The following is a 24,171-nucleotide window of genomic DNA, read 5'->3' as shown; positions in this document are numbered from 1 at the left end:
CCGGGCCGCCGGGCGGCGCGCCTCAGAGCGCGGTGCCGGCGCCGGCCGCGGGCTTCTCCCGGTCCTGCGCGCCCTTGGCGCGCCCTGCCGGCTTCTTCTCGTCCGCGCCGCCCGGCGCCGGCTTCGTTTCGCCCTCGGCGGTCTTCTTCTCCTCCGGCGCCGCTCCGGCCTGATCGCCCGCGCCCGCCGCCGCCCCCTCGCGCTTCGCCGGCTTCGTCTCGCCCGCCTCGGCCTTCTCGGCCCGCGCCGGCTTCGTCTCGCCCGCGCCCGCCGCCGCCCCCTCGCGCTTCGCCGGCTTCGTCTCGCCCGCCTCGGCCTTCTCGGCCCGCGCCGGCTTCGTCTCGCCCGCGCCCGCCGCCGCCTCCTCGCCCTTCGCCGGCTTCGTCTCGCCCGCGCCCGCCGCCGCTCCCTCGCCCTTCGCCGGCTTCGTCTCGCCCGCCTCGGCCTTCTCGGCCCGCGCCAGCTTCGTCTCGCCTGCCTCGGCCTTCTCGGCCCGCGCCAGCTTCGTCTCGCCCGCACCCGCCGCAGCGCCTGCCGGCGCGCTGCTCCCGTCCTTGGCGCTGCTCCCGTCCTTGGCGACGGCCGCCTTGCGGCCCTCCTCCCCGGCGGCCGTGGCCGCGGCGGCCGTCGCCGGCTTCACCGGCTCGGCGGCCGCGGCCTTGTCGCCGTCGTCCACCGCGCCGGCCGCCTGGGCCGACGCCACGCGGACCTCGTCCTCGCGCGGCTCGCGCGGCTCGACCGGCGGCGGATCGTCCGGCAGCGAGGTCGGCACGTACACCACGAGCCGATCCCCGGGCATCAGCGGGCTCCGCCTCGAGCGCTGGTTGATCCGCTCCAGGCTGCCGACGCTGAGGCCGTAGCGGGTCGCGAGCTTGCTGAACGTGTCGCCCTCCCGCACCGCGATCTCGATGCGCTTGCGCCCCTTCAGCCCCTCGAAGTGCGCGAAGAACTCCTCCGAGCCGACCGGGAGGATGCGCGCGTCCGCCTCGTCGAGCAGGAACACCCCGTCGTAGCGCTGCGACCTCGGGACGAACAGCTGGAGCGTCATCCCCTCGTGCAGCGACGCCCCGGGCGAGAGCGTGTTCCAGCGGCAGATCTCGTCGGGCGTCACCGACAGCACCGCCGCGAGATCCCGGATCGCGTCGCCCGCGACCACGCGGTAGAAGACGCGCCGGCGCCCCTCGTACGAGAAGCGCTGCGCCGGGACCACCACGACCGGCTTCGCGTCCGACGACAGCGGCGCGCCGTTCGCGAGCAGGTGCTCCGCCGCCGCCACGCCCACGCCCTCCGCCGCCGGGACGAACAGGAGCGTCCCCGGGCGCACCGGCTCGCCGGCCCGCAGGCCGTTCAGCGTCTGCAGCGTCCACCGCGTCGTCCCGCGGAACGTCGCGATGTCGTCGAGCGACTCGCCCCAGCGGACCAGGTAGCGCTCGAGCTTCGGCTCGCGCTCCAGGAGCTTCGGCATCGCCTTGGCCGCGCGCGCCCCCGCCCCCGCAGGCACCCGGACCTCCCAGCGCGCCTGCTCCTTCGCGTCCACCGGCAACGGCGGCGTGCGCTTCGCCACGAGCTGCGGGTTCAACGCCTCGATCTCCGGCGCCCCCGCCCCGACCGCGGACGCCACCGACTGCAGCGACACCCCGGACCCGAGAGAGATCTTGTCGAACGTCACCGCCGGATCGAGCTCGACCTCGTCGCAGCCGAACACCTTCAGGTTCCGCGCCACGATCGCGATCGCGAGGATCTTCGGCACGTAGAGCGCCGTCTCGAGCGGCATCCCCGCCTCGAGCCGCGACAGCTCCCAGAAGTCGTTCGTGTTGTACTTCCGGATCGACGCGAGCAGCCCGCCGTACCCCATGTTGTAGGCCGCGAACGCGAGCTCCCAGCCGCCGAAGCGCCGCCGCAGATCCGAGAGGTACCGCGCCGCGGCGAGGGTGGAGCGCTCCGGATCCAGGCGCTCGTCGACCCATCGATCGACGGTGAGGCCGTAGATGCGCGCGCCCTCGGGCATGAACTGCCAGAGGCCGGCCGCGCCGGCCGGCGAGTGGATGGTCGGGTCGAAGCCGCTCTCGACGAGCGAGAGCCAGAGCAGGTCCTCCGGGAGCCCCTGCTCGCGGAGGACGCGGCGGATGGCGGCGCCGTAGCGGCCGCTCTTCTTGATCCAGGAGACCACGGCGGAGCGGCCGCGCGGGTCGTCCTTGTAGTACTCGAGGTAGCGCACGACCCGGCCGTCCCAGCGGACCGGGATCTCGGGCAGCTCGAGCTGCCGCAGCCAGGAGATGTCGCGGGTCTCCTCGGCCTGCGGCGGCGCCACGGACAGCCCCGAGGGCGGCAGGCCGGACGCCTCGAGGCGCGGCTCGCCCGCGCCGAGCAGGAGCGTGCCGTCGACCGGCCACGCGGGCCCGGCGCTCGGGGTCGCGCCGGGGAACAGGGCCTGGTCGATCTCGCGCATCGTGCGGAGCTCGGGCGACTCGGCGACGCTCGCCCCCGCCGGCGCCGCGGTGCCCGCGATGACCCGGCGAGCGGCCTCGTCCGGCGCGCCGGGCTCCCCCGGCTTGCGCGTGATCTTTGTCGCGCCCTTCTTCGGCGCCTTCGATCGCGCCGCCGGCTTGGCCGGCGCCTTGGCGGCCACGCGCTTCGCGCCGCCCTTGCCGCTCGACGCGGCGGCGGACCTGGCCGGCGCGGGCTTCTCCGGCGTGGCCTCCGCCGCGCCAGCCTTCTTCGCCTCCGGCCGATCCGCCTTGCCGTCGGCCGCCGCATCCCGCTTCGCCTCGACCTTGGCCGGCTCGGCCGCCGCGGCCTCCGGGGGCGCGGCGAGGCCGTCGAGAGCGACGCCCGAGAGGGCGGCCATCCAGCCAAGACAGACAAGCCTGCGTGCGGCGCGTCGGATCCGCATGTCAGCGCCCGACCTGTCTCACGATGCGCCCGAGGGGTCAACTTTGGCAGTCAGGCGGAACGGCCGCGAACCGTCCACGACACAGAGGGCTGGCGCACATCGCACCGGCGGAGGTGTGATGAAGAGAGAGATTTCAAACTACAGAGGCACAGAGGATGCGAACCGCGATGGCGGTTCTTCTGCGGATCCGGCTGACTTCCCGCAGCAGCGCTAGGAGAGCAGCGCGATGAAGTCGCCGATCGCCGTGAAGGGCAGGCTCTCGTTCACGACCCCCGCGCGCACCGCGGCCCCGGGCATGCCGTAGACCACCGCCGAGTCCTCGCTCTCGGCCACCACCGTGCCCCCGGCCGCGCGGATCGCCCGCGCGCCGTTCACCCCGTCGTCCCCCATCCCCGTCAGGATGATGCCCACCGCGCGGCTGCCGCCCACCTGCGCCACGCTCCGGAACAGCCGGTCCGCGCTCGGCACGTACCGATCGCCAGGCGCCGGCGCCCCCACCCGGATCCGGATGTCGCCGCTCAACCCCACCCCGCTGCCCGGCGTCACCGCAATCTCCATGCACATCCGCCCTGGACACACGTAAGCCTTGCGGGCCACCACCTGATCGCCGTTCTGCGCCTCGACCACCCGGAGCCCGCCCTTCCGATCGAGCCGCTCCGCGAACGTGCGGGTGAACTTGTCCGGCATGTGCTGCGCGATGAAGATCGCGCCGGGGAAGCGATCCGGGATGCGGTTGAAGATCTCCAGGAGCGCCGTGGGCCCGCCGGTCGACGAGCCGACCGCGACGAGGTGGCGCAGCGAGACCCCGAGCCGCGACGACTCCTGCACCGGGCGCTGCAGCGCAGGCTGCGACGCCCGCGCCGGAGCCGAGGCCGCCGGCATCGGCGACCGGGGGCGGAGGTAGCGCACGAGCAGGACCTTCTGGATGATCTCCTTGCGGATCTGCGCGTCCGCCGTGAACTGCCGGTCCGGCTTCGCCACGAAGTCCACGGCGCCGAGCTCGAGCGCCTTGAAGACGTTCTCCTTGTGGCTGTAGCTCGAGACGATGATGACCGGCGTGGGCTGCCTCGCCATCAGGATGCGGAGGAAGGTGAAGCCATCCATGCGCGGCATCTCGAGGTCCAGCGTGATCGCGTCCGGCCTCAGCTGGGCCGCCTGACGGAGCGCGTCGTCGCCGTCTCCGGCCTTGCCCACGACCTCGATCTCGTCGCTTCCGCTCAAGATCTCGGCGATGTTGCGCCGGTTGTACGCGGAGTCGTCGACGACGAGCACGCGCAGGGGAGCGAATGTCATGAGCGCAAAACCTTCCGCCGGAGGTTCATTCTACCCCACCAGGAGCGCCATGGGACCACCCGTCGCCCGTGCAGCCTCGACTTCGTCGGCGTCTCATCCGCCACGCTCACCGTTCTCCCACTCACCGCCCCCCCGGCTCACCGCCCCCCCACTCGCCGCCCCCGCGCTCACCACCCCCCCACTCGCCGCCGCCCCGCTCGCCGCCCCCCCGCTCCGGAAAGAGCTCCGCGAGCCCGAGGCGCATCGTCGCCGCCGGCTTGCGGTACACGAGATCCTCTCGCAGGTGCACGATCTCGAAGGCGGTCGTGACGTTCAGGAGCGACTCGGAGTGGCCGAGCAAGAGGAACCCGCCCGGCGAGAGGCGCTCGTAGAAGATGTCGATCACCCGGCGCCGCGACTCCTCGTCCAGGTAGATGAGCACGTTGCGGCAGAAGATGACGTCCACCCGCCCGACCACCGCCGCGCGCGACGAGTCGAGCAGGTTGAGGTGGCCGAACTGGCAGAGCGCGCGCAGCTCGTCCACCACGTGGAACCCGTCCGGCCGCTCCGTGAAGTAGCGCCGCTTCAGCTCGGGCGGCGTCACGCGGAACGACGAGGCGCCGTAGACCCCCTTGCGCGCGGCGACCACGCACCGGCGCGAGATGTCGCTGCCGAAGACGCGCACCTCGCGGCGATCCGCGGCGCCCGACTCCCGCGCCGCGATCGCGATCGAGTAGACCTCCTCGCCCGTCGAGCAGCCCGCGCTCCAGATGGACAGCCGGCCCTTGGCGCCCCCGGCCTTGACGATCATCGGCACGATCTCGGTCATGAGCGCGCGCAGCTGGTAGTCCTCGCGGAAGAAATACGTCTCGTTGACCGTGATGAGCTCGAGCGCCTCGTCGAGCTCGGCGCGCCCGCGGCTGTGGGAGCGCAGGTACTCGTGGTACTGCGCGAACGACGAGAGCCCGAGCACCACCACCCGCTCGCGGAGCCGCCGCTCCATGGACGTGCGCGCCTCGGGCCCGAACTGGAGCCCGCAGTGCTTGTTGAACAGGTCCCGCAGCCTCTGGAACTCGTCAGGCAAGAGGCGGATCTCGTCGTCCCGCCGCCGGTTCACAGCACCTTCCCCGACGGCGGCCCGCCGGACATCCCCGAGGTGGACACCGGGCCCTCGCCGCCATCGATCGAGACGGGCGCGCTCAGCCGGTCCCCGGCCTCGCCCCACGGGGGATCCGAGCGGAACGGCGCGCCCCCCTGCGCCGCCGCCGCGACGAGCTCCGGCTCCCCCGACGCGCGCACCAGCGAGAGCAGCTCGCGGGCGCGCGCCCGCTCGTCGCCCGCGCGATCCGAGAGCGACGCGTACAGCCGGCCGAGCGCGCGCGCCGCCGCGAGCCGGACCTCCCGCTCCTCGTCCGCCAGCGAGAGGCTCAGCACCTCGAGCGCCGAGACGCCCGCCGCCGCCGCGACCGCGGTCACGGCCGCGCGCCGCGCGCGCACGTCCCCGACCGACGCGACGCCCGTGAGGAACGCGATCTCCTCCTGGTCCGCCGTGCCGAGCGCCTCGATCACGATCGCCGCCGCGAGGTGGGTCTCCCCCGCCTGCATCAGCCGGCGCGCGAGCGCGCGCGCCGACTCGGGGTACCGCTCCGAGAGCCCCGCGAGCGCGCTCTCCGCCGCGCGCGCGACCGGCAGCGAGATCGCGCGCGTCTGCGAGACGACGAGCGGGAAATCGTCCGCGGTCCCGATCTTCGCGAGGCCGTAGAGCGCGCTGGTCGCCACGAGCGTCGACGGGCTCTTGACCGACCTCCGCACCGCGCCGAGCAGCTCGTCGAGCGTCGGGTCGGCGGTGGGCTGCGGCGGCTGCGGCGGCTGCGGCGGCTGCGCCGGCGCGCCCTCGCGCCCGCGCTGCTCCGCGATCGCCACGGCGCCGTCGATGAGCGCGGCCGTCGCGTCGTCGAGGCCCTCCCAGAGATCCGGATCGGGATCGATGTGCCGCTCGAGGTAGGCGAGCACCGCGGGCAGCGCCTCCCCGCCGAGCAGCCCGAGCGCGCGCTGCGCCGTCTCGACGAGCGCGGGCTCGATCATCGCCTGCACCGCGGCGTCGGCCGCGCCCGGCGCGCGCGCCATCGCCGCGAGCACGAGCGCCTGCGCGCGCCCGCTCACCGGATCGGCGCCGAGGCCGCGCCACGACGGGGGCTCCGCGGCGCCCGCGCCCGGCGAGGCGGCGGCGGCCTGCACGAGGCGGGCGCCCACCTCCTGCGGGGCGGCCCGCAGCGCGTCGACCGCGTGCGACGCGAGCGGCCCCTCGACGAGCCGCGCGAGCGCCCGGACGAGCTGCGCGAACGCGCCGCCGCGCGCCGTCGCGAGCGCCGCGACGAGCGCCCGCGGCGCCTCCGGGCTCTCCGCGAGCGCCGCGGCGACCAGCGCCGCAGGGCGGAGGATCGGGTCGTCGATGAGCTGCGACAGCACCCGCCACGGCACCGGCGCCTCGAGGCCGTTCAGCCCGTTCAGCGCGGTGAGCCGCACGAAGCGATCCCGATCGCCGAGCCGCTCGTACAGGATGTCCGTCACCCGCTCGCGCGCGATGAGCCCCATCCCGGCGATCGCCTCGATCGCGCTCTGGCGCAGGTTGTCGTCCTTCTCGGCGAGCGCCGCGTAGAGCGCGTCGAGCGCCGCCGGGTCGCGCGTGCGGCCGAGCGCGTCGAGCACGAGCTTGCGCTCGTCGCCCTTGAGCTCGGCGAGCGCGCCGACGAGCGCCGGCGTGGCGTCGCGGCCGCAGTAGCCGAGCACCTCGATGGCCGCGTTCCTGAGGCCCACGTCGTCGCTGGTCCGCAGCGCGTCGAGGAGCGCGCCGACGAGGACCTGCGCGGCGGACGGCCGCTCGCCCTCGGCGCCGGCCGGCGGCGCAGCGGGCCGCTCGCCCTCGGCGGCCGGCGGCGACGAGGCCTGGATCAGCCGGTGGCAGGCGTAGGTCGCCTCCTTGCGGACGCGCCAGTCGGGATCCCCGAGCGCGCGCATGAGGAGCGGCAGCGCCTCCGCGACGTCGGCCCGGCCGAGCCGCGCGGCCGCCTGGCGGCGCTCCTCGGCGTCGTCCGCGGCGAGCGCCGTGGCGATCGCCGCGATCGGCATCGGCGTGCTGCGCACGCTGGGCGAGATGGACTCGGGCTCGGTCGGCCACGGGCCCGCGTCGCTCACGCGCGGGCCCCCGTACGGGCCGAGATCGTCGAACGCGCGGCTCACGGCGCCTCCAGGAGCGCGCCCGACGCGGCGAGCGCGAGCGCGAGCTCGACGAAGCGCCCGACGTCGAGCACGAAGATCATCCGCTCGTCGTGGGTCGTCACCCCGACGATGCCGCGCAGGTCGCTGCTGCCGCCCACCGGCGGCGTCGGCCGGTAGTCGCCGCTCGTCCCGAAGACCTCGGTCACGGCGTCGACGACGAGCCCCACCGTGTGCGTCCCCACGTCGACCAGGATCCACTTGGTGCTGCGGCTCGGCTCGACCGGAGGCAGCCCGAACCGCACGCGGAGCTCGATCACCGGAACCACCTCGCCGCGGTGGTTCGCGACGCCGGCGACCTCCGGGGGCGTGTGCGGCAGCGTGGTCACCTCGAGCGGATTCACGATCTCGCGCACCCGCGTGATGTCGATCGCGTACTGCACGTCGCCGACCACAAAGCCGACGAGGCTCTTGTGCGGGTCGGGACGGCTGCGCTCTCCAGTCAACGGCATCTGAGCCTCCGAGCGCCCGGGCTCTACGAGCCGCCCGGGCGCGGACGATTCGTCCGTTAGGACGCGAGTATGGCCTGCAGGTCGAGCAGGATGATGACGCGCGGCTGCGCCTCGCCCTGGGTGCCGTCCGACGCGCTCGCCCCGTGCATGGGCCGGGCGATGCCGGCGATGTAGCCCGCGACGTCGCCCCCGAGCGCCGTCGCGGCGTGCTCGATCTCGGCGTCGGCGAGCCGGTAGACCTGCTGGACCTCGTCGACGAAGAGGCCGAGCGTCTCGCCGTTCGCCGCGTCGACGAGCAGGATGCGCGCCCGCCGCTGCGGCGCGCCCTCGTGCAGCCGCATCCGCCGCCGCAGATCGATGACGGTCACGAGCTGCCCGCGCACGCTGACGATGCCCATCGTCGAGTCCGGCGCGCGCGGCACCGGCGTGAGCGGGGGCGGCTTCAGGATCTCGCGCACGAGCGAGACGGGCGCGGCGTAGGTGTCGCCCGCGAGCGTGAACGCGAGGTACTCGGTCCGCGGGCCGCTCGCCTGCGCGCGCGGGTTCCTCTTCGAGACGGGTATCCGGGCGGGCCTTCGGGAGAGGTTAGCCATGGGTGCTCCGCGGATCGTTGCGCTGCCTGTCGCCGCCGTGGAGGATCTCCTCGATGAGCGCCGGGGCGTCGAGGACGAGCGCGATGCGCTGGTCGCCGAGCTCGGTGGCGCCGGAGAAGCCGCGCACCGACGAGAGCGACGGGCCGAGCGCCTTGATGACGACGTCCTGCTGGCCGATGAGCGTGCTCACGACGAGCCCGAGCCGGCGCGCGCCGACCGACGCGACCACGATGTACTTGCGCTTGCTGCCCCCCTGCAGCCCGAGCGTCGCGCGGCCGTCGCCGCGGCGCCCGCCGGACACGGCGGCCCGCGCCGCCGAGCCGCCGCGCGCCCCGCCGAGCAGGCCGGCGATGCGCGCGCTGAGCTCCTCCTCCTCGTTCAGGCCGAAGAGCCGCGCGAGGTAGCAGAGCTGGAGCGTGCTGTTGCGCAGCGTGATCATCTCGCGGCCGTCGATCTGGCGCACCGTGCTCTCGTCGAGCGCGACCGCCTCCTGCACGTTCGTGAGCGGGATCGCGAAGAGCCGGTCGGCGACCCGGACGATGAGCGCGCTGATGATCGCCAGCGTGATCGGCAGCGTCACCGTCATCTTGGTGCCGATGCCGGGCTCGCTGTGCACGTCGATGACGCCGCCGAGCTTGCTGATGTTCGTCTTCACGACGTCCATCCCGACGCCGCGCCCCGAGATCTCGCTCACGTCGGTCTTGGTCGAGATGCCCGGCTGGAAGATGAGGTTCAGGACCTCGCGGTAGCTCGTGGTGCGCGCGTCCTCCGGGGTCATCACCCCGCGGCGCAGGGCGGCGTCGAGCAGCTTGTCGACGTCGATGCCCTTGCCGTCGTCCTCGATCTCGATGACGACGTGGTTGCCCTTCTGAAAGGCGTTCAGCGCGATCGTGCCGACCGCCGGCTTGCCCACCGCCTCGCGCATGCTCTTCGACTCGATGCCGTGGTCGATGGCGTTGCGCATCATGTGCATGAGCGGGTCGCTGAGCTCCTCGACGATGAGCTTGTCGACCTCGGTCTCGGCGCCCGTGATGACGAGGTTCACGAGCTTGTCGGCGTCGCGGCTGATCTGGCGCACGACGCGGGCGAGCTTGTCGAACACCTGCCCGAGCGGGACCATCCGGACCTCGAGGATGCCCGCCTGCATGGCGGCGAGGTGCCGGTCGAACGTGCGCTGGAGCCGGTGGAGGTCGAGGGAGAGCTCGCGCTCGGTCGGCGCCGCGCGGAGCCGCTCGACGAGGCGGCCGAGCGCCGATCGGACGAGGGCGAGCTCGCCGACGATGTTCATCAGCCGGTCGAGCTTGTGGATGTCGACCCGCACCGTCTGGGCGACGGAGCGGATGGAGCTGAGCTCCCCCTTGCGCCCGCCGCGCGCGCTCGACGGCGGGCTCGCCTGCATCGAGCCGGTCAGGTCGACGGCCCGCGACACGCCCGTCGGCGCGCCGCCGCGCAGCGCCGCGGACATCGACGGCATGCCCGGCGGGGCGACGCGGCCGTGCCCGTTGTTGTTGCGCCGCGGGATCTCCTCGACCGCGGCGCCGGCCTGGTGCAGGGCGCGCTGGAGCTCCTCGAGCGGCGCGCGCGACGCCATCAGGATGTCGAGCTCGATCGAGTCCTGGTCCGCGCCCGCGCCGGTCGGCAGGTAGGTGATGATCTCGCCGTACGGCTTCGCGGTGATCTTCAGGTCGTCGAGGGCCTGGTCGATCGTGGCGAGGTGGAACTGCACGCGGAGCCGGAACAGGGTCATCCCGCTCGCGATGTTCGTGCGCAGCCGGTGCTCCTCGTACTCGGTGAGCACGGAGAGCAGCCCCGGATCGAGGTCGTAGTTGTCGTCCGGGAGGCCGGCCGCGCTCGGGCCGGCGTCCTGGTGGAGCTGGCGCAGGAGGTCGTCGACCTCGGGCATGGGCGCGTCGCGCCCGTCCTTCTCGTTCTGGAGGATGCGCCCGTAGAGCTCGACGCTGCGGAACAGGAGATCGAGGACGGACGCGCTGATCTCGATGCGGCCGAGGCGCAGGTTGTCGAGCAGCTCCTCGAGCTCGTGCGACAGCGTGGCCATCCGGGTCGCGCCGAAGAGCCCGGCGAGCCCCTTCAGGGTGTGCACGGCGCGGAAGACGTCGTTGATGACGTCGGGGTCGACCTTGTTGGTCCGCACCGCCTCGTCGAGCGCGAGGAGGTCGCGCCCGAGCCCCTCGACGATCTCCTGCGCTTCCGAGAAGAACTCTTCTCGCGCTCGATCGCCGCTGTCGACCATCAGCCGCCGCCTTCCTCGCCGGAGCCGGGCTGCTTCGTGCGGGTCACCGGCTCCGGGGCGCGGGCGGCCGGCGGGGCTCCGCCGTCCTCGGCGCCGCCCTCGCGATCGGCCGGCGGCGAGCCATCGGGCTCGGCGAGCTGGGGCCGCCCGTCGAGGCAGGCGACCACCGCGTCGCGCAGCGCCTCGGGCGTGAACGGCTTCGGGAGGAAGCGATCGGCGCCGAGGCGGAGCCCGCGCTGGATGTCGCGCTCGGCCGCCTGCGTCGAGATGATGAGGATGCCGACGCGGCGGTAGCGGTCGCTCTGCCGGACGAAGCGGATGAGCTCGAGCCCGTTGATGTCGGGCATGTTGATGTCGGTGATGACGAGGTCGAACGCGCCGCGCGGCAGGAGCCGGAGCGCGTCGAAGCCGTTCATCGCCTCGACGATGTCGACGTCGCCCGCGAGCCCGAGCACGCAGTCCTCGAGCGTCGAGCGTACGTACGCTCGCATTGCCGGCGAGTCCTCGACGATCAGGATGCGTGCCATGTCGGCGACAGGGTAACGGAAATCCGCCGGGGAGGAGCAACTCGCTGACGCTGACGGTCCGGCGGCGGCGCGCGCGCTTCGACGGCGCGCCGGCTATGTACGGCGGACTCCTTCCCGGTGTAAACCGGCGCGAGCGCTTCCGGGAAGCCTCCCGGCGGCCCCGCGCGGCGGCCGCCGGGCTGGGTCTCCGAGGAGCCTCTGGGGAGGGAGGGCGCCGCCCTGCCCGCGGCGCGGCCGCGCCCGGCCGTCGCGCCGGCCGCCCGTCGGTCGGCTACGGCAGCGAATTGACAGCGCGGCGTCCGATGCGCGCTAATCGCGCGCGTGAAAATCCTCCTTTGTTCTCCAGCGTTCCGGATCCTGCTCGCCGCCCTGTTCGCGCTCTCGAGCGTGGCCTGCGGCGGCGGGCTGCGGGTAACCCGGATCAACTCCGCCCAGAAGAAGCCGAACAACGTCTGGGTGTTCTTCAGCGTCGACGCCGGCGAGGACGAGCCGGTGGGCGGCCTCACGGCCAGCGACTTCGAGATCTACGAGGACGGCGACCTCGTCTCGACGTTCGAGAGCAAGCAGACCATCCAGAACCCCGAGGTCGCGGCGGTCATGTACACGATGCTGCTCGTCGACATGAGCGGCAGCATCACCGAGTCCGGCCAGGCCGACGCCCTCGTCGACGCCGCGCAGTCGTTCAGCGATCGGGTCGGCAAGAGCCAGAAGGTCGGCGTCTACGCGTTCGACGGCGAGGCAAAGATCCACTCCGTCGTCCCGTTCACCGAGGCGCAGGGCTCGGTCCAGGGTGGCCTCGAGGGGCTCCGGAGCTACAAGCCCAAGGACACGTCGACCAACCTCCACGGCGGCGTGGTCGAGGGCATCCGGGAGCTCAAGAAGCAGCTCGACAAGGACCGGCGGCCGCTCAAGTTCGGCACGCTCGTCGTCTTCTCGGACGGCACGGATCGCGCGAACCGCGTGAGCCGCGAGGACATGATGAAGGAGCTCGACAAGGAAGACTACGAGACCTACCAGATCTTCGTCGTCGGCGTCGGCGCCGAGATCGAGAAGGCGCGGCTCGACGAGATCGGGCGCGACGGGACCGAGCTCGCGGCGGACCAGGCCAAGGTCAAGGAGTCGTTCGACAAGATCGCGGCGAAGATCGAGGCGCACATGAAGCGCTTCTACCTGCTCTCGTACTGCACGCCGGCGCGCGCGGGGGAGCACGAGGTGGAGATCAAGGCGATCCGGAAGGATCCGTCGGCCTCGGGGTCGGTCGCGTGGAAGTTCAACGCCGACGGCTTCGGCCCGCCGCCGGAGTGCGACCCCAACACGCCGCCGTCGTTCGATCTGAAGGCGACCTCGCCCGTGGACGATGGAAACGGGGGCGCGGGCGCGAAGGCGAGCTTCAAGGCGAACGCCAACGTGAAGGTCGAGGCGAAGTGACGGGCGTCGCGGCCGCCCTCCGCGGCCGCGGCGCGGCGCCCGAGCGCCGCTAGCGCGGCACGTCGGGGATCAGCTCGGCGCCGAGGCGGAAGATCAAGAAGTCCTTGGTGACGTTGCCGGCGCTGCCGCTGGGCCACAGGAACGGGCTGCCGGCGCTGCGGTCCGGCTCCCACTCGTACCACATCCACCGAGCCTCCTCGTCGATGCCGCAGACGACGGGAAACTCGTTGCCGGGCTCCGGGATCTCGCGTGCGGTGTCGTTCGCTTCGCCGAACACGACGTGGCCGCGCGCGGACGCCTCGGTCGTCACCCAGCCGGCGCTGCTCGTCTGCGGGTCGAGGTCGCCGCGGTTGCAGCTCGCGAGCTGCTGGTTGATGGTCTCCAGCGTCGGCCCGTGCGAGCCGAGGTCGTAGTCCTCGCCCGTCGCGCAGACCTCCCACCCGCCGTTGCCGGTGAAGACGGGCTCGGCCCCCTCGCGGAAGAACTGGCCGATCACGCCCTGTGTCGTGAGCTTGTCGGCGTACGTGATGATGTAGAGGTAGTGCCCGGCGTTCGCGGACTCCGACGGCACGGTGTACGACTCGGGCCCGTGGCCGATGGGACAGGAGAAGATTTCCGCGGCGAGGTTGTTCTCGATGCCTCCGAAATAGCTCAGGAGCGTGTCGCCGGTCCCGTAGCCGAAGCCATACGCGTTGTCGGCCGTGATGATCACGCTCACCGCGCTCGAGAGCCCGGTCCCCCCGCCGCCGCCGGCGATCTCGCCGGGACCGCCCTCGCCGTCGCCGCCGGCGCCCCCGTGACCGGCGCCGGCGCCGGCGCCGGAGTCGCCGGGATCGGAGCCGGCGTCCGAGCACCCGGATGCAGGGAGCGCGATCGCAAGGGTCAAAGCTGAAAGAAGACGCAGGTTCATCGCATCAAGATCGTCGAAGCCGCGCGCATGGTAAAGGCTCGTCGGATTACCATTTTGCGCCATCCTGGCGTCGCGCAGGATCCTGGCTCGGCAGCGGCGGCCTCGGGGGCGCGGCGCGGGCCACCTGCAGGGTCCGCCACACGGTGGCGCCGAGGATGATGGCGCCGCCCGCGGTCGACCAAAACCCGGGGCGCTCCCCGACGAGGAGGAGCGCCCAGATGGGGTTGAGCACCGGCTCCACCAGCGCCAGCAGCGAGGCCTCGACCGCCGGCGTGTGACGCACGCCGCGGCTGAACAGGGCGTACGACAGGCCGATCTGGACCGCGCCCAGGAACATCAGGAGCCCGAGGTCGACCAGCCCCGGGCGGGCGGCGCCGGCCAGCGCCATTGGGAGCGCGCAGAGGCACGCGAGGAGGTTGCCCGAGACGAGCACCGCGGCGTGGTCGTCCGGGAGCGCACGGAAGCTCATAAGGCACAACCCGCACGCGAGCCCGGAGAGGAGCGCCAGGGCGTTGCCGAGGAGCTGTCCCGCCGAGAGCTGGTCCACGAAAAAGAGCCCGAGGCCCAGGAGGAACACGGGGACGGCGAGCTTCTCGTTGCGAGAGGGTCGCTCCCCGAGCAGCCGGGGGCTGAGCAGGAGGACGTACACGGGCGAAGTGGACTGCAGGAAGATCGCGTTCGCCGCCGTCGTCAGCTTGGTGGCCAGCACGAACAGCACCATCGTGACGGCGTAGAGCGCCGCGGCGCCGAGCGCGCGCCGCGACGGCCAGCGACGCGCCCCCGGCATGACCAGGCCCAAGGTCAGCGCCGCGATGAGCGCGCGGCCCGCGATGATCTGCCACCCGTCGAGGGAGATCAGCTTGATGGCGGCTCCTCCGGTGGACCAGAGGACCGCGGCGGCGAGGATCATCAGTCGAGAACGGACCATGCGGACGAGGGCGCCGAGCCTACCCGAACCATCGGCCAGATGCTCAGGCGAGCGGCGTCGCGAGCGCCGCCCGCGCGACCGGCCGCAGCTCAGGGCACGATCTCGCGGACGCTGCCCTTCCGCCGCCGAGGCCGCCGCCGCCGGGACCGACGTTGCTGCTACCGCCGAGGCTGCCTGTGCGCGGCGAGCAGGCGAGAGACGAGCAGGCCCATCAACCCATCACCGCGCATCACGCCTCATCCGGCGAAGAGGCGGTCCGCGCGCGACGGGCGCGACGATCAGGCGCAGCTTGCCCGCGCGCCTCGCCGTCTCCGGTCCGCGGCGCTGCCCTGCGGGCCTTGCCAAGGTGAACAGAGCACCCAAGGTTGGTTCGGTTCATGGAGCTCAAGCGAAAGCTCGCGATCCTCGCGGACGCCGCCAAATACGATGCCTCGTGCGCCAGCAGCGGCTCCAGCCGCCCCGCCCTGCCGCAGGGGATCGGCAGCACGGAGGGCATGGGCATCTGCCACAGCTACACGCCGGACGGCCGCTGCGTGTCGCTGCTCAAAATCCTGCTGACGAACGTCTGCATCTACGATTGCCAGTATTGCGTGAACCGCCTGTCCAGCGACGTCGAGCGCGCGAGCTTTTCGCCCAAAGAGGTGGTCGCGCTCACCCTCGACTTCTACCGGCGGAACTACATCGAAGGGCTGTTCCTGAGCTCGGGAGTCCTCAAGAGCCCCGACTATACGATGGAGCAGCTCGTGGCCGTCGCCCGATCGCTGCGCGAGGAGCACCGGTTCGGCGGCTACATCCACCTGAAGGCGGCGCCGGGCGTCTCTCCCGAGCTCCTCGACGTGGCGGGGCGGTACGCCGATCGCCTCAGCGTCAACGTCGAGCTGCCGACGCAGCGGGATCTCGCGGCGCTCGCGCCCGAGAAGACGATGCCGGCCATCGAGGCCGCCATGGCGGAGATCCACGCGAAGATCGCCGAGGCGCGCGACGACCCGAGCCCACGCAGGCCCGCGTTCGCGCCCGCGGGGCACAGCACGCAGATGATCGTGGGCGCGACGCCGACGAGCGACCAGGAGATCCTCGCCACCGCCTCGCGGCTGTACACGGCGCACGGGCTCCGGCGCGTCTACTACTCGGCGTTCAGCCCGATCCCGCATGCGGACGCCCGGCTCCCGGCCGAGTCCCCGCCGCTCGCGCGCGAGCACCGGCTGTACGAGGCGGACTGGCTGATCCGGTTCTACGGCTTCTCCGCGGGCGAGCTCCTGAGCGCGACCTCGCCGAACCTGGATCTGACGATGGATCCGAAGCTCGCCTGGGCGATCGCGCACCGCGAGTTCTTCCCGGTCGACGTGAACACCGCGCCCCGGGAGGCGCTCCTCCGCGTGCCCGGGCTCGGGGTGCGGACGGTGAAGCGCGTGCTCGCGATGCGCCGCCACCGGGCCGTGCGGATGGCCGACCTCGCCCGGCTCCGCGTCCCGGTTGGCCGCGCGGCGCCGTTCCTGGTCACCGCCGACGAGCACCGCAGCGCCGCGCGGGATCTCGACCGCGCCGGGCTCGCGGCGCGGGTGCGCCCGCCGGCGCAGCTCGGGCTGTTCGAGGCGCGCGAGGTGGCGCGCTCCGGGGAGCAGTGATCCGCGCGCCCATCCCGCCGACGTTCGAGGCTTTCCGCGACGCCGCCCGCGCGCTGCTCGCCCGCCATGCGGCGCCGGAGGACGTCTTCTGGGAGGACATGGTGGAGGGCCAAGGCGTCCTCTTCGACGCGGCGCGCCCGGCGCTCCCCGCGCCGGCCGCGGGCGCGCCGTCCTCCCCGGCGCCGGGCGCGCCGTCCTCCCCGGCGCCGCGCGTCCCGGCCGCGTTCATGAGCCTCGCGAGCGCCGCGGCCTGCCATCGCGATCCCGGGCGGTTCGCGCTGCTCTACCGCGCGCTGTTCCGCCTGACCCACGGCGAGCCCTACCTGCTCGACGTCGCCGCCGATCCCGACGTGGCGAGGCTGCGCGCCCTGGAGCAGGCGGTGCGGCGCGACGTCCACAAGATGCACGCGTTCGTTCGCTTCCGGCGGGTCGAGGACGCGGGCGGCGGCGAGCGCTACGTGGCGTGGTACCGCCCGGATCACCGGATCGTGCGCCTCGCCGCGCCGTTCTTCGAGCGGCGCTTCCCGTCGATGGCGTGGTCGATCCTGACGCCGGACGAGTCGGCGCACTGGGACGGCGCGGAGCTCCGCTACGGCCCGGGGCTGCCGCGCGACGCGGCGCCGCGCGAGGACGAGCTCGAGGAGCTGTTTCGCACGTATTACCGGGCGATCTACAACCCGGCGCGGGTGAACCTCCGGGCGATGCGCGCGGAGATGCCGGCGAAGCACTGGAGCACGCTGCCCGAGACGTCGGTGATGGGCGAGCTCGTGCGGGACGCGGCGTCGCGCGTCGACGCGATGCAGGCGGGCCGCAGCGGGGCGGCGAGCGCGGCGGCGGCGTACGTGCCCGGCGCGCGCGAGCTCCCGGTGCTGCGCGAGGCGGCGGCGTCCTGCCGGGCGTGCGCGCTGTGCGAGCGGGCGACGCAGACGGTGTTCGGCGAGGGTCCGGCGGGCGCGGCGCTGATGCTGGTGGGGGAGCAGCCGGGCGACGAGGAGGACCTCTGTGGGCGGCCGTTCGTCGGCCCTGCGGGTCGCGTGCTCGACGAAGCGCTCTCCGGAGCGGGCCTGTCGCGGGGCGGCATCTACGTGACGAACGCGGTGAAGCACTTCAAGTGGGAGCCGCGCGGCGAGCGCCGTCTGCACGCGAAGCCGGTGGGCCCGGAGATCCAGGCCTGTCGCGCCTGGCTTCAGGCGGAGGTCGAGGCGGTGCGGCCGCGCGTGATCGTGTGTCTCGGCGCGACGGCGGCGCGCTCGTTCCTCGGCGGTCGATTCAGCGTCACGCAGAGCCGCGGGCAGGTCTTCAAGACGCCGTGGGCCGAGGCGTGGATGGCGACGTACCACCCGGCGGCGCTGCTGCGCATGCCCGACGAGTCGGCCCGCGCGGCGGCGCGGGCGCATTTCCAGGCGGATCTCGTGAAGGCGGCGAGCTTGGTGGCGGGTGGAGCGCAGGGGAGCGGATAAGGGCGCTGCGGGGCGTCGAGAGCGATGTCGGCGGCGTGCGTGCCAGATGACTTACGGGGACGGCGTTGTTTTCGTTCGAGGATTGCACCCTTCGCTGTGCTTCGAGCCTGAATCATTCTGAAACGCTGTCCCGCGGGGAGCCCGCTGGGTGGCACCGCGCCGGCCGCTTGAATGGGTGCTGTCCATGCTACAGTACCTGCCCATGTCGACGACGGCCCGTGAGGAGCTCCTGTGGCGGTTCGCCAGGACCGGCGACCCTGAGATCGACGCGCGCCAGGACCGCATCCTGGAAGTCCTGCTCTCGGCCAATCCCAAGATGAAGCAGCGTCTGGTCGACGAGGGCCGCCTCGAGGGTCGCCTCGACGAGGCGCGCGCGGCCCTGCGCCGCGTGCTCGCACACCGGCAGCTCGACCTCACCCCGGAGGATGCGGCGCGCATCGAAGCCTGCGCCGACCTCGCGACGCTGGAGCGGTGGTTCGGTCAGGCGCTCACCGCGCCGAGCGCATCTCAGGCCCTGCGCTGAGCGCCGCCGCCGGCGCTCAGCACCGGAACGGCCGCGGCAGCATGAGCGGCCCTTCCGGGAAGGGCCCGCGCACCATGAGCCGCACCGCCCCCGCGCCGCCGAGGGCGCCGTCGCCATCCACGAAGACGTGCGGCTCCGCCGCTGCCGTATGCCGAGCGCGTCCGGGCACGCGAACAGCTCCACGCGCCGCACCTGCGCCGGCAGCCGGAGCAGGATCTCGTCAAGTGGCGGCAGCTCCGCGGCCACCGCGTCCATGAGCGCCACGAGCGGCGTGCGGAGGCCCGGCTCCGACCAGGATCTGCGCGATGTCGTCATGTGCGCTCTCTATCCCCACATATCGCGGTCCCGATTCGAGGAGAACGGCTCTACGCCGAGGCAGACGAAGAGAGAATCGAACCACAGCGGCAGAGAGGCACAGAGGACAGAGAAATAACGGAACAGAGGTCTGGGCCTTCCTCTCCCCCTCTGCCTTTCCGCTCCCCTTTCTCCCCTCTCCTCTCTGCCCTCTGTCCCTCTGTGGTTCAATTCTTCACATTCATATCTCCATCGCTCGCGGTTCCAGCAGGATTGCGGCCTCCAAGCGCCCGCCCCATGAGATCCCCCGAGCATCGCTCTGCAATGCGGTGCACCAAGGGGGGAATCATGAAGAGTTCACTCGTCGCGCTGGTCCTCGGCGCGCTCTCGTTGTCTGCCGTGCTGTCCAGCAGCGAACCGGCGCAAGCGCAACGACGACCGCCGGAGGGCTCCTATCTCAAGACGTGCAGGGACGTCCGGGTGAATCGAGGCTCGCTGAACGCGATGTGCAGGGACCGGAGGGGGCACTACCACAGGACGCGCATGGTCGACTTCCGGCGGTGCCGCGGAGACATCACGAACGACAACGGCCACCTCCGCTGCGGCCGCCGCTGACGCGCGCCGCAGCCGGACAGGGCGCCCGCCACGCGGCGGGCGCCCTCAGCGGCGAGGGAGCGGGGCCCCCGCCGGGATCCGGCCCTCCTCCACGGCGACCACGTACGGCGGCAGGCGGCCCGCCCGCACCGCGCGGACGTCGGCGCGCATCGTCGCCGCGTCGGGATAACGCTCGACCTTGTGGAACGCGAGGGCGCGATCCACGACGTCGCACACCTCGGAGGGCACGCCCGGCGCACACAGCGCGAGCGACGGCGCCCGCTCCGTCGCCGCGGCGATGAGCAGGCGCGCGTCGGCGACGTCGCCGTGAATCGCGCGGCCGGAGAGCAGCCGGAACATCGTGGCGCCCAGGCCGAAGACGTCGGTACGGCCGTCGATCTCGCGCACCATCCCCGTCGCCTGCTCGGGCGCCATGTACTCGCTCGTGCCGAGCGCCACCCCCGTCCTCGTGGCCGTCTTCTCCGGCAGCTCCCCCATCCCGAACGGCAGCGGATCGAGCACGCGCGCGATCCCGAAATCGAGCACCTTCACCCGCCCGTCGTTCCCGACGTGCAGATTCTCGGGCTTGATGTCCCGGTGAACCACGCCGTGCGCGTGCGCCACGACGAGCACATCGAGGACCCGCTCCGCCAGCGCCATCACCTGGCCCACCGGCAGGCTCCCCGCCCGGGCCATGCGGTCGAAGACCGTCTCGCCCTCGAGCACCTCCATCGCCAGGTAGGCCGCCCCGTCGTCCGCGATGCCCGACTCCAGCACGAGCGGCAGCCCCTCGCAGAGCGGGCCGACCGCGGCCAGGGCGCTGCCGATCGGGCCCTCGCGCAGGAAGCGCTTCCGCAGCTCCTCGATCTGGCTCAACGACGGGTGCAGGACCTTCACCGCCGCGACCTGGCCGTCCGCGCGCCGCCCGAGGAAGACGCTCGCCATCCCGCCGCCCCCGAGCACGCGCTCCACCCTCCAGGTGCCGATCCGCGTGCCGATGCGCCGCGCCGCGAGCTCCTCGTCGTCCATCATCGCGCGCGGAGGTTACCAGACCGCCGCCGGCCCGCTCGGGAAACCCCGCCAGCACCGCGAAACACGCCCGATCCCGCCCCGAGCTACCCCTTCCGCTCCTTCCACGGATCGTCCTGATAAAGGTAGTTCGGCTTCAGGATCTTGTTCTCCATGTTGGTGTGGAACACCGCCATGGTCGACGCCGACATCGGCGGCACGATCCACGTCCAGTCCGCGTAGACCGGGCGCTCGCATTGCCGCTCCTGCTGCTCGAACTTCTTGAAGTACTCCGAGAGCGTGTGGTGGTCGAGCATCCGCACCTTCGCCTGCCGGAACGAGTGCAGCACCGCGATGTTCAGCTCGACCAGCGCGGCGTCCTGCCACAGCGTGTCGCTGCGCGACCGGTCCAGCCCGAGGCGATCCGCGATCAGCGGCAGCTGGTTGTACCGCGTCACGTCGCTCAGGTTGCGCGCGCCGATCTCGGTGCCCATGTAGAAGCCGTTGAACGGCGCCGCCGTGTAGTGGATCCCGCCGAGATCGAGGGCCATGTTGCAGACCGCCGGCAGCGCGTGCCACTTCAGCCCGAGCTCCGCGAACCACGCGTGCCGCGGGTGCTCGATCGGCACCTCGAGCACCCGCTCCCGCGGCAGCTCGAACAAACGCGGCCGCGCGTCGCCGATCTGGATGATCAGCGGCAGCAGATCGAACCGCGTCCGCTCCCCGCCCGGCCACCCCAGCGAGAGCGCCTGGTCCGTCAGCTCCACGTTCGCCGGATCGCCCAGGATGCCCCCGTCCGGGAGCCGGTAGCCCGCGTAGCGGATGAGCTGCCCGTTCCAGATGCGGATCCGCGGCTCCCCCGGCCGGAACACCGACATGGTCGCCCGGATGTCGCCCCCGTTCGTCGCCAGATCGAGGTGCTCGACGAGCGCCTGGAAGAGCTCCTCCTCCGTCTTCAGGTGCCGCAGGTCGCGCACGTGGAGCGTCGACCAGAAGAAGCGCCCGATGCACCGCGAGCTGTTCCGCCACGCCAGCCGCGCCCCGTAGGCGAGCTCGTCGGGCAGGTGCGCATAGGTCCCGTGCTTCTCCAGGCTCGCCCGCACCTCCTGCCAGCGCTCGTCCACGGCCGACGGCACGCCGAGCTCCGCGTAGCACTGGCGCAGGAACGCCTCGGCCTCGGTCAGCGCCGCCGCGGGCGCCGTCGGGGTCAGCTGAAACGACCCGTGCTCGACCGGACAGACGCCCCCGGCCGCACGGACGGCGCCGGCCCGCCGGAGCGGCGCCTGCCGGATCGTGCCCGCGGCGTCGACGTTCGAGGTGAACAGCTCCCGCTGGATGGCGTCCGCCGGCCAGCCCGCCGCGCGCAGGTGCTCGTGCGCGTCGCGCATGAAGCCCTCGGGCCCGCACACGAGCGCCCGCGAGCCCGGCCGGTACGGGTACAGCTCGACCACGTCCTCCGCGGAGAGCCGCCCCTCCGCCTGCGTCGCGCGCAGGCGGAACGCGGCGCCGGGCGTGCGGCCGGCGATCGCGCGCAGCTCCTCCTCGAAATAGAGGAAGTCGGCGGCGCGCGACGCCGACCAGTCCAGGAGGAAGGCCCGCGCCTCGGGGCGGTCCGCCCTCCCGTCGAGCGCCCGCAGCATCGCCATCGCCGGCGTGACGCCGATCCCGCCCGCGAGGAACACCACCCGCTCCACCGGCGGCGCCGGGAGGACGAAGCCGCCCCGCGGCGCCGAGGCGCGCAGCAGCGAGGCCGCGGCGCGCTCGCACAGCCACCGGGAGAAGACCCCGAGCTCCTCGCGCTTCACCGTGATCTCGTAGTCGCCGCCCGCGCGCGCCGGCGCCGAGAGCGTGTACGCGCGCGCCACCCAGCGCCGATCGAGGTAGCCCTGCACGAGCACGTGCTGCCCGGGCACGGACGCCGCCGGCGCGCCGCCGACCGGCGACAGGGCGATCTGGAAGATCCCGGCGGCGAGCTCCCGCGCGCCCTTCACCTCGGCCTGCACCAGGCTCGACCCGCCGAACATCTCCTCGATCGCCGGGACGCAGCCGCCGCAGATCTGGCCCGCCCGCGTCCGCTCCGACAGCTCGGCCACCGTCGCGCACCCGCCCTCGATGAGCCCCGTGATCTGCCCCCGCTTGACCCCGGCGCAGTTGCACACGACCTCGTTCGGCTCGCACAGCGCCGCGGACTGCTCGAGCTTCAGCTCGCCGAGCTCCCGGAACGTCGCGAGCTGCCAGCCGGGCAGCGGGGCGCGCGTCATGAGCTGCCGCATCGCCGAGGGGAGGCCCTGCCACTCGCCCTCGACGTGCACCCCCGCGAGCTGCCCGCCCGACACGAGCAGCGCGCGGCGCTTGTCGCGGTCCCCGCACGTCACCCACCGGAGGCTCTCGGCGGGCGCGTCGAGCCACCGCGCCGAGACGCCGCTCCCGTCGAGCGCGCGGAAGAGCGTGAGGATCCGGCCGCCGCCGTCCACGATCGACGAGACGGCGGCCTGCTTGCCGGCCAGCGCGCCCATCGCGGCGCCGTCCTCGACCGTCGCCTCGCGCTGCGAGAGGAGCCCCTGCCCGGGGAGCAGGTGGACGTTGACGTAGTCGAGCGCGTGCCGCTCCGCCCACGCGTCGACGCTCGCGGGCGGGAGCTCGAGCCAGGCCTCGGCCGGCCCCTCGGGGATCCCTTCGGCGGCCACGCTCGCCCAGCCCTCCACCAGCGCCTCGGCCGCCGCCCGCCGCAGGCCCGCCCGCACCAGCGCGGCGACGGCCTTGTCCGCCGGCGTGTCGACGTACCGGATCTCGAAGGTGTCCTCGCGGAGCAGCTGCTGGACCAGGTTGTCGAGCCGCCCCCGCAACCCGGCGGTGAACTCCTCGAAATCGAGCGTCCCGTCCCCGGTCGTGTCCGCCGCCACGAGCAGCGCCCTCGCCTCGTCGGCCGGGATCCCGAGCCCGGTGAGGTAGGGCAGGAGCTCGTCCTCGCTGAGCGCGCGGTTGTTGTCGCGATCGATCTCCTCGAACCTGCGCCACGCGAAGCGCTCGCTGGCGAGGGCGGCCCGGACGGCGCGGGAGAGCGCGGCCGCCACCTCGGCGCCGGTGCACGCGGCGGGGCCGCGGACGACCGGCGCCTCCACGCCGGGCTGCTCCAGCGCGCGGATCGCCATGCGGGCCACGTCGGCCGGCGCCACCCAGGGCAGCGCGGCGCCTCCGAGCGGCAGCGGCAGCGTGCGACGGAGCCGGATGTCCTCGCGCCAGAGGTTGAGCGCGCTGAGCAGCGGCCCGTGCCACACGGCCGTCACCCGGTGGCCGGAGGCGCGCACGAACGCCTCAGCGTCGCGGATCTGCTGCCCCAGCGGGCTCGAGGGAGGAACGTAGGGCGCCACCCAGAGCAGGTGCGACGCGCCCACCTCCTTCGCCGACGCGACGAACGTCCGCGCGGCGACGTGCGGATAGGCGAGATCCGCGGTGCTCAGCACGAGCGCGACGACCGGCTCCGCGGGCTCGATCGGCAGCGACTGGAGGAAGGAGGCGAGGTCGTTCTTCGGCTCGGAGCAGACGATTTTGAGGAAGCTCATGGTGCTCGGCGGGGGCAGCGCGGAGGAGCGGAGCTCGCCCTTCCGCGCGCCGGTCGATGTCGATGGATGCGGGCAGGCGCGCGATCCCGCCCGCCAGGATACGGCGCAACGCCCGCGTTCCGCGGGCGAAACGTCGGCCCGGCGCGTCAACGCGAAACGTCAGCTCGATGCGTCGCACATGGTGGCGTCAAGTCGCCAAAACACGCGGAGCGTCAGGGCATCCCGCATTTTGAGTGAAGGGAATCCGTCCGCGCGTAACAATCTGCCCCATGGGGCACTTTGGCGCCCCGGTCAGCGCTCTCACCGTGTCGGGTAGATGGCGCTCCTGTGACCACCGCGCGCAGGTCCGCTCCGGATAGCCGCTGACGACCGCCGACGGCCTCGCGCGCTCGCCCGGGGTTTCGGGTCGACGAACTCCGCTGGATTCGCGGGAAATCACGCGAGCGCGGGCGCGGTGGACGAGCGCGCCTGCGGCGCTGGCGCGCGCTCGAGCTCCGCCCGGCGCGGCTCACCACACCTCAACACGGTGTACGACTGCGAACCGGACATACGGGCACGATCCTTGAATTCGCTC

General features: G+C 73.1%; 18 protein-coding genes. 5 read left to right on the top strand and 13 right to left on the bottom strand.

Going from position 1 to position 24,171, the window contains the following annotated elements; translation table 11 throughout:
• Nucleotides 1-22: 22 nt before the first annotated feature.
• From WMF26_RS10160 to WMF26_RS10125, 8 genes are all read right to left on the bottom strand, one after another.
• A complete protein-coding gene (locus tag WMF26_RS10160; protein ID WP_438000163.1) occupies nt 23-2,848 on the bottom strand; it encodes a transglycosylase SLT domain-containing protein in 2,826 nt (941 codons plus the stop codon).
• Between the two features lie 255 nt (nt 2,849-3,103).
• On the bottom strand, nt 3,104-4,186 hold the full coding sequence (cheB, locus tag WMF26_RS10155) for a chemotaxis-specific protein-glutamate methyltransferase CheB (protein WP_438000162.1): 1,083 nt from the start codon (nt 4,184-4,186) through the stop codon (nt 3,104-3,106).
• Between the two features lie 121 nt (nt 4,187-4,307).
• A complete protein-coding gene (locus WMF26_RS10150) occupies nt 4,308-5,282 on the bottom strand; it encodes a CheR family methyltransferase (protein WP_272828168.1) in 975 nt (324 codons plus the stop codon).
• Nucleotides 5,279-7,405, bottom strand: coding sequence for a HEAT repeat domain-containing protein (locus WMF26_RS10145; RefSeq protein ID WP_438000161.1), 2,127 nt, complete (start codon nt 7,403-7,405; stop codon nt 5,279-5,281). Before WMF26_RS10145 ends, WMF26_RS10150 begins: the two co-directional genes overlap by 4 nt.
• On the bottom strand, nt 7,402-7,893 hold the full coding sequence (locus WMF26_RS10140) for a chemotaxis protein CheW (protein WP_061621309.1): 492 nt from the start codon (nt 7,891-7,893) through the stop codon (nt 7,402-7,404). The genes WMF26_RS10145 and WMF26_RS10140 overlap by 4 nt, the downstream gene beginning before the upstream one ends.
• 56 nt (nt 7,894-7,949) lie before the next feature.
• Nucleotides 7,950-8,486: a chemotaxis protein CheW gene (locus tag WMF26_RS10135; protein WP_020734010.1), complete on the bottom strand. Its 537-nt coding sequence runs from the start codon at nt 8,484-8,486 to the stop codon at nt 7,950-7,952.
• Nucleotides 8,479-10,737 (bottom strand): chemotaxis protein CheA, encoded by a 2,259-nt coding sequence (locus WMF26_RS10130; RefSeq protein WP_020734009.1) that lies wholly within the window; start codon nt 10,735-10,737, stop codon nt 8,479-8,481. The genes WMF26_RS10135 and WMF26_RS10130 overlap by 8 nt, the downstream gene beginning before the upstream one ends.
• The gene (locus tag WMF26_RS10125) at nt 10,737-11,264 is read right to left on the bottom strand and encodes a response regulator (protein ID WP_020734008.1); all 528 of its coding nucleotides are present in this window, start codon (nt 11,262-11,264) and stop codon (nt 10,737-10,739) included. The genes WMF26_RS10130 and WMF26_RS10125 overlap by 1 nt, the downstream gene beginning before the upstream one ends.
• A gap of 321 nt (nt 11,265-11,585) precedes the next feature.
• Between WMF26_RS10125 and WMF26_RS10120 the strand changes: the two genes are divergently transcribed.
• A complete protein-coding gene (locus WMF26_RS10120) occupies nt 11,586-12,692 on the top strand; it encodes a VWA domain-containing protein (protein WP_438000160.1) in 1,107 nt (368 codons plus the stop codon).
• A 49-nt stretch (nt 12,693-12,741) separates the two neighbouring features.
• On the opposite strand, the gene WMF26_RS10115 is transcribed toward WMF26_RS10120, so the two are convergent.
• A complete protein-coding gene (locus tag WMF26_RS10115) occupies nt 12,742-13,602 on the bottom strand; it encodes a hypothetical protein (protein WP_438000159.1) in 861 nt (286 codons plus the stop codon).
• A gap of 46 nt (nt 13,603-13,648) precedes the next feature.
• Complete coding sequence (locus tag WMF26_RS10110; protein ID WP_438000158.1) at nt 13,649-14,530, bottom strand: DMT family transporter; 882 nt, start codon at nt 14,528-14,530, stop codon at nt 13,649-13,651.
• Nucleotides 14,531-14,907: 377 nt separating this feature from the next.
• Between WMF26_RS10110 and WMF26_RS10105 the strand changes: the two genes are divergently transcribed.
• From WMF26_RS10105 to WMF26_RS10095, 3 genes are all read left to right on the top strand, one after another.
• A complete protein-coding gene (locus WMF26_RS10105) occupies nt 14,908-16,155 on the top strand; it encodes a putative DNA modification/repair radical SAM protein (protein ID WP_438000157.1) in 1,248 nt (415 codons plus the stop codon).
• Nucleotides 16,152-17,615, top strand: coding sequence for a UdgX family uracil-DNA binding protein (locus WMF26_RS10100; RefSeq protein WP_438000156.1), 1,464 nt, complete (start codon nt 16,152-16,154; stop codon nt 17,613-17,615). The genes WMF26_RS10105 and WMF26_RS10100 overlap by 4 nt, the downstream gene beginning before the upstream one ends.
• Nucleotides 17,616-17,817: 202 nt before the next feature.
• Nucleotides 17,818-18,138 carry a hypothetical protein gene (locus tag WMF26_RS10095; RefSeq protein ID WP_438000155.1) on the top strand — a complete coding sequence of 107 codons (321 nt, stop codon included), beginning with the start codon at nt 17,818-17,820 and terminating at the stop codon, nt 18,136-18,138.
• 16 nt (nt 18,139-18,154) lie between these two features.
• On the opposite strand, the gene WMF26_RS10090 is transcribed toward WMF26_RS10095, so the two are convergent.
• Nucleotides 18,155-18,307, bottom strand: a complete 153-nt coding sequence (locus tag WMF26_RS10090) for a hypothetical protein (RefSeq protein ID WP_438000154.1) — start codon at nt 18,305-18,307, stop codon at nt 18,155-18,157.
• A gap of 473 nt (nt 18,308-18,780) precedes the next feature.
• Between WMF26_RS10090 and WMF26_RS10085 the strand changes: the two genes are divergently transcribed.
• On the top strand, nt 18,781-19,047 hold the full coding sequence (locus WMF26_RS10085; protein WP_438000153.1) for a hypothetical protein: 267 nt from the start codon (nt 18,781-18,783) through the stop codon (nt 19,045-19,047).
• A 45-nt stretch (nt 19,048-19,092) separates the two neighbouring features.
• Here WMF26_RS10085 and WMF26_RS10080 read toward each other — a convergent pair whose 3' ends face one another.
• On the bottom strand, nt 19,093-20,058 hold the full coding sequence (locus tag WMF26_RS10080) for a serine/threonine-protein kinase (protein WP_438000152.1): 966 nt from the start codon (nt 20,056-20,058) through the stop codon (nt 19,093-19,095).
• An 83-nt stretch (nt 20,059-20,141) separates the two neighbouring features.
• The gene (locus WMF26_RS10075; protein ID WP_438000151.1) at nt 20,142-23,597 is read right to left on the bottom strand and encodes a nitric oxide synthase oxygenase; all 3,456 of its coding nucleotides are present in this window, start codon (nt 23,595-23,597) and stop codon (nt 20,142-20,144) included.
• Nucleotides 23,598-24,171: the final 574 nt, after the last annotated feature.

Source organism: Sorangium sp. So ce185, from assembly GCF_051526825.1.
Taxonomy (GTDB): Bacteria; Myxococcota_A; Polyangia; order Polyangiales; family Polyangiaceae; genus Sorangium; species Sorangium cellulosum_D.
This window is presented reverse-complemented; position numbering and strand designations above follow the sequence as displayed.

Coding starts and splice junctions, on each gene's coding strand:
- cheB (WP_438000162.1), bottom strand. CDS start 4,186: ATGACATTCGCTCCCCTGCGCGTGCTCGTCGTCGACGACTCCGCGTAC.
- WMF26_RS10080 (WP_438000152.1), bottom strand. CDS start 20,058: ATGATGGACGACGAGGAGCTCGCGGCGCGGCGCATCGGCACGCGGATC.
- WMF26_RS10130 (WP_020734009.1), bottom strand. CDS start 10,737: ATGGTCGACAGCGGCGATCGAGCGCGAGAAGAGTTCTTCTCGGAAGCG.
- WMF26_RS10095 (WP_438000155.1), top strand. CDS start 17,818: ATGTCGACGACGGCCCGTGAGGAGCTCCTGTGGCGGTTCGCCAGGACC.
- WMF26_RS10160 (WP_438000163.1), bottom strand. CDS start 2,848: ATGGCCGCCCTCTCGGGCGTCGCTCTCGACGGCCTCGCCGCGCCCCCG.
- WMF26_RS10140 (WP_061621309.1), bottom strand. CDS start 7,893: ATGCCGTTGACTGGAGAGCGCAGCCGTCCCGACCCGCACAAGAGCCTC.
- WMF26_RS10135 (WP_020734010.1), bottom strand. CDS start 8,486: ATGGCTAACCTCTCCCGAAGGCCCGCCCGGATACCCGTCTCGAAGAGG.
- WMF26_RS10075 (WP_438000151.1), bottom strand. CDS start 23,597: ATGAGCTTCCTCAAAATCGTCTGCTCCGAGCCGAAGAACGACCTCGCC.
- WMF26_RS10115 (WP_438000159.1), bottom strand. CDS start 13,602: ATGAACCTGCGTCTTCTTTCAGCTTTGACCCTTGCGATCGCGCTCCCT.
- WMF26_RS10105 (WP_438000157.1), top strand. CDS start 14,908: ATGGAGCTCAAGCGAAAGCTCGCGATCCTCGCGGACGCCGCCAAATAC.
- WMF26_RS10110 (WP_438000158.1), bottom strand. CDS start 14,530: ATGGTCCGTTCTCGACTGATGATCCTCGCCGCCGCGGTCCTCTGGTCC.
- WMF26_RS10085 (WP_438000153.1), top strand. CDS start 18,781: ATGAAGAGTTCACTCGTCGCGCTGGTCCTCGGCGCGCTCTCGTTGTCT.
- WMF26_RS10125 (WP_020734008.1), bottom strand. CDS start 11,264: ATGGCACGCATCCTGATCGTCGAGGACTCGCCGGCAATGCGAGCGTAC.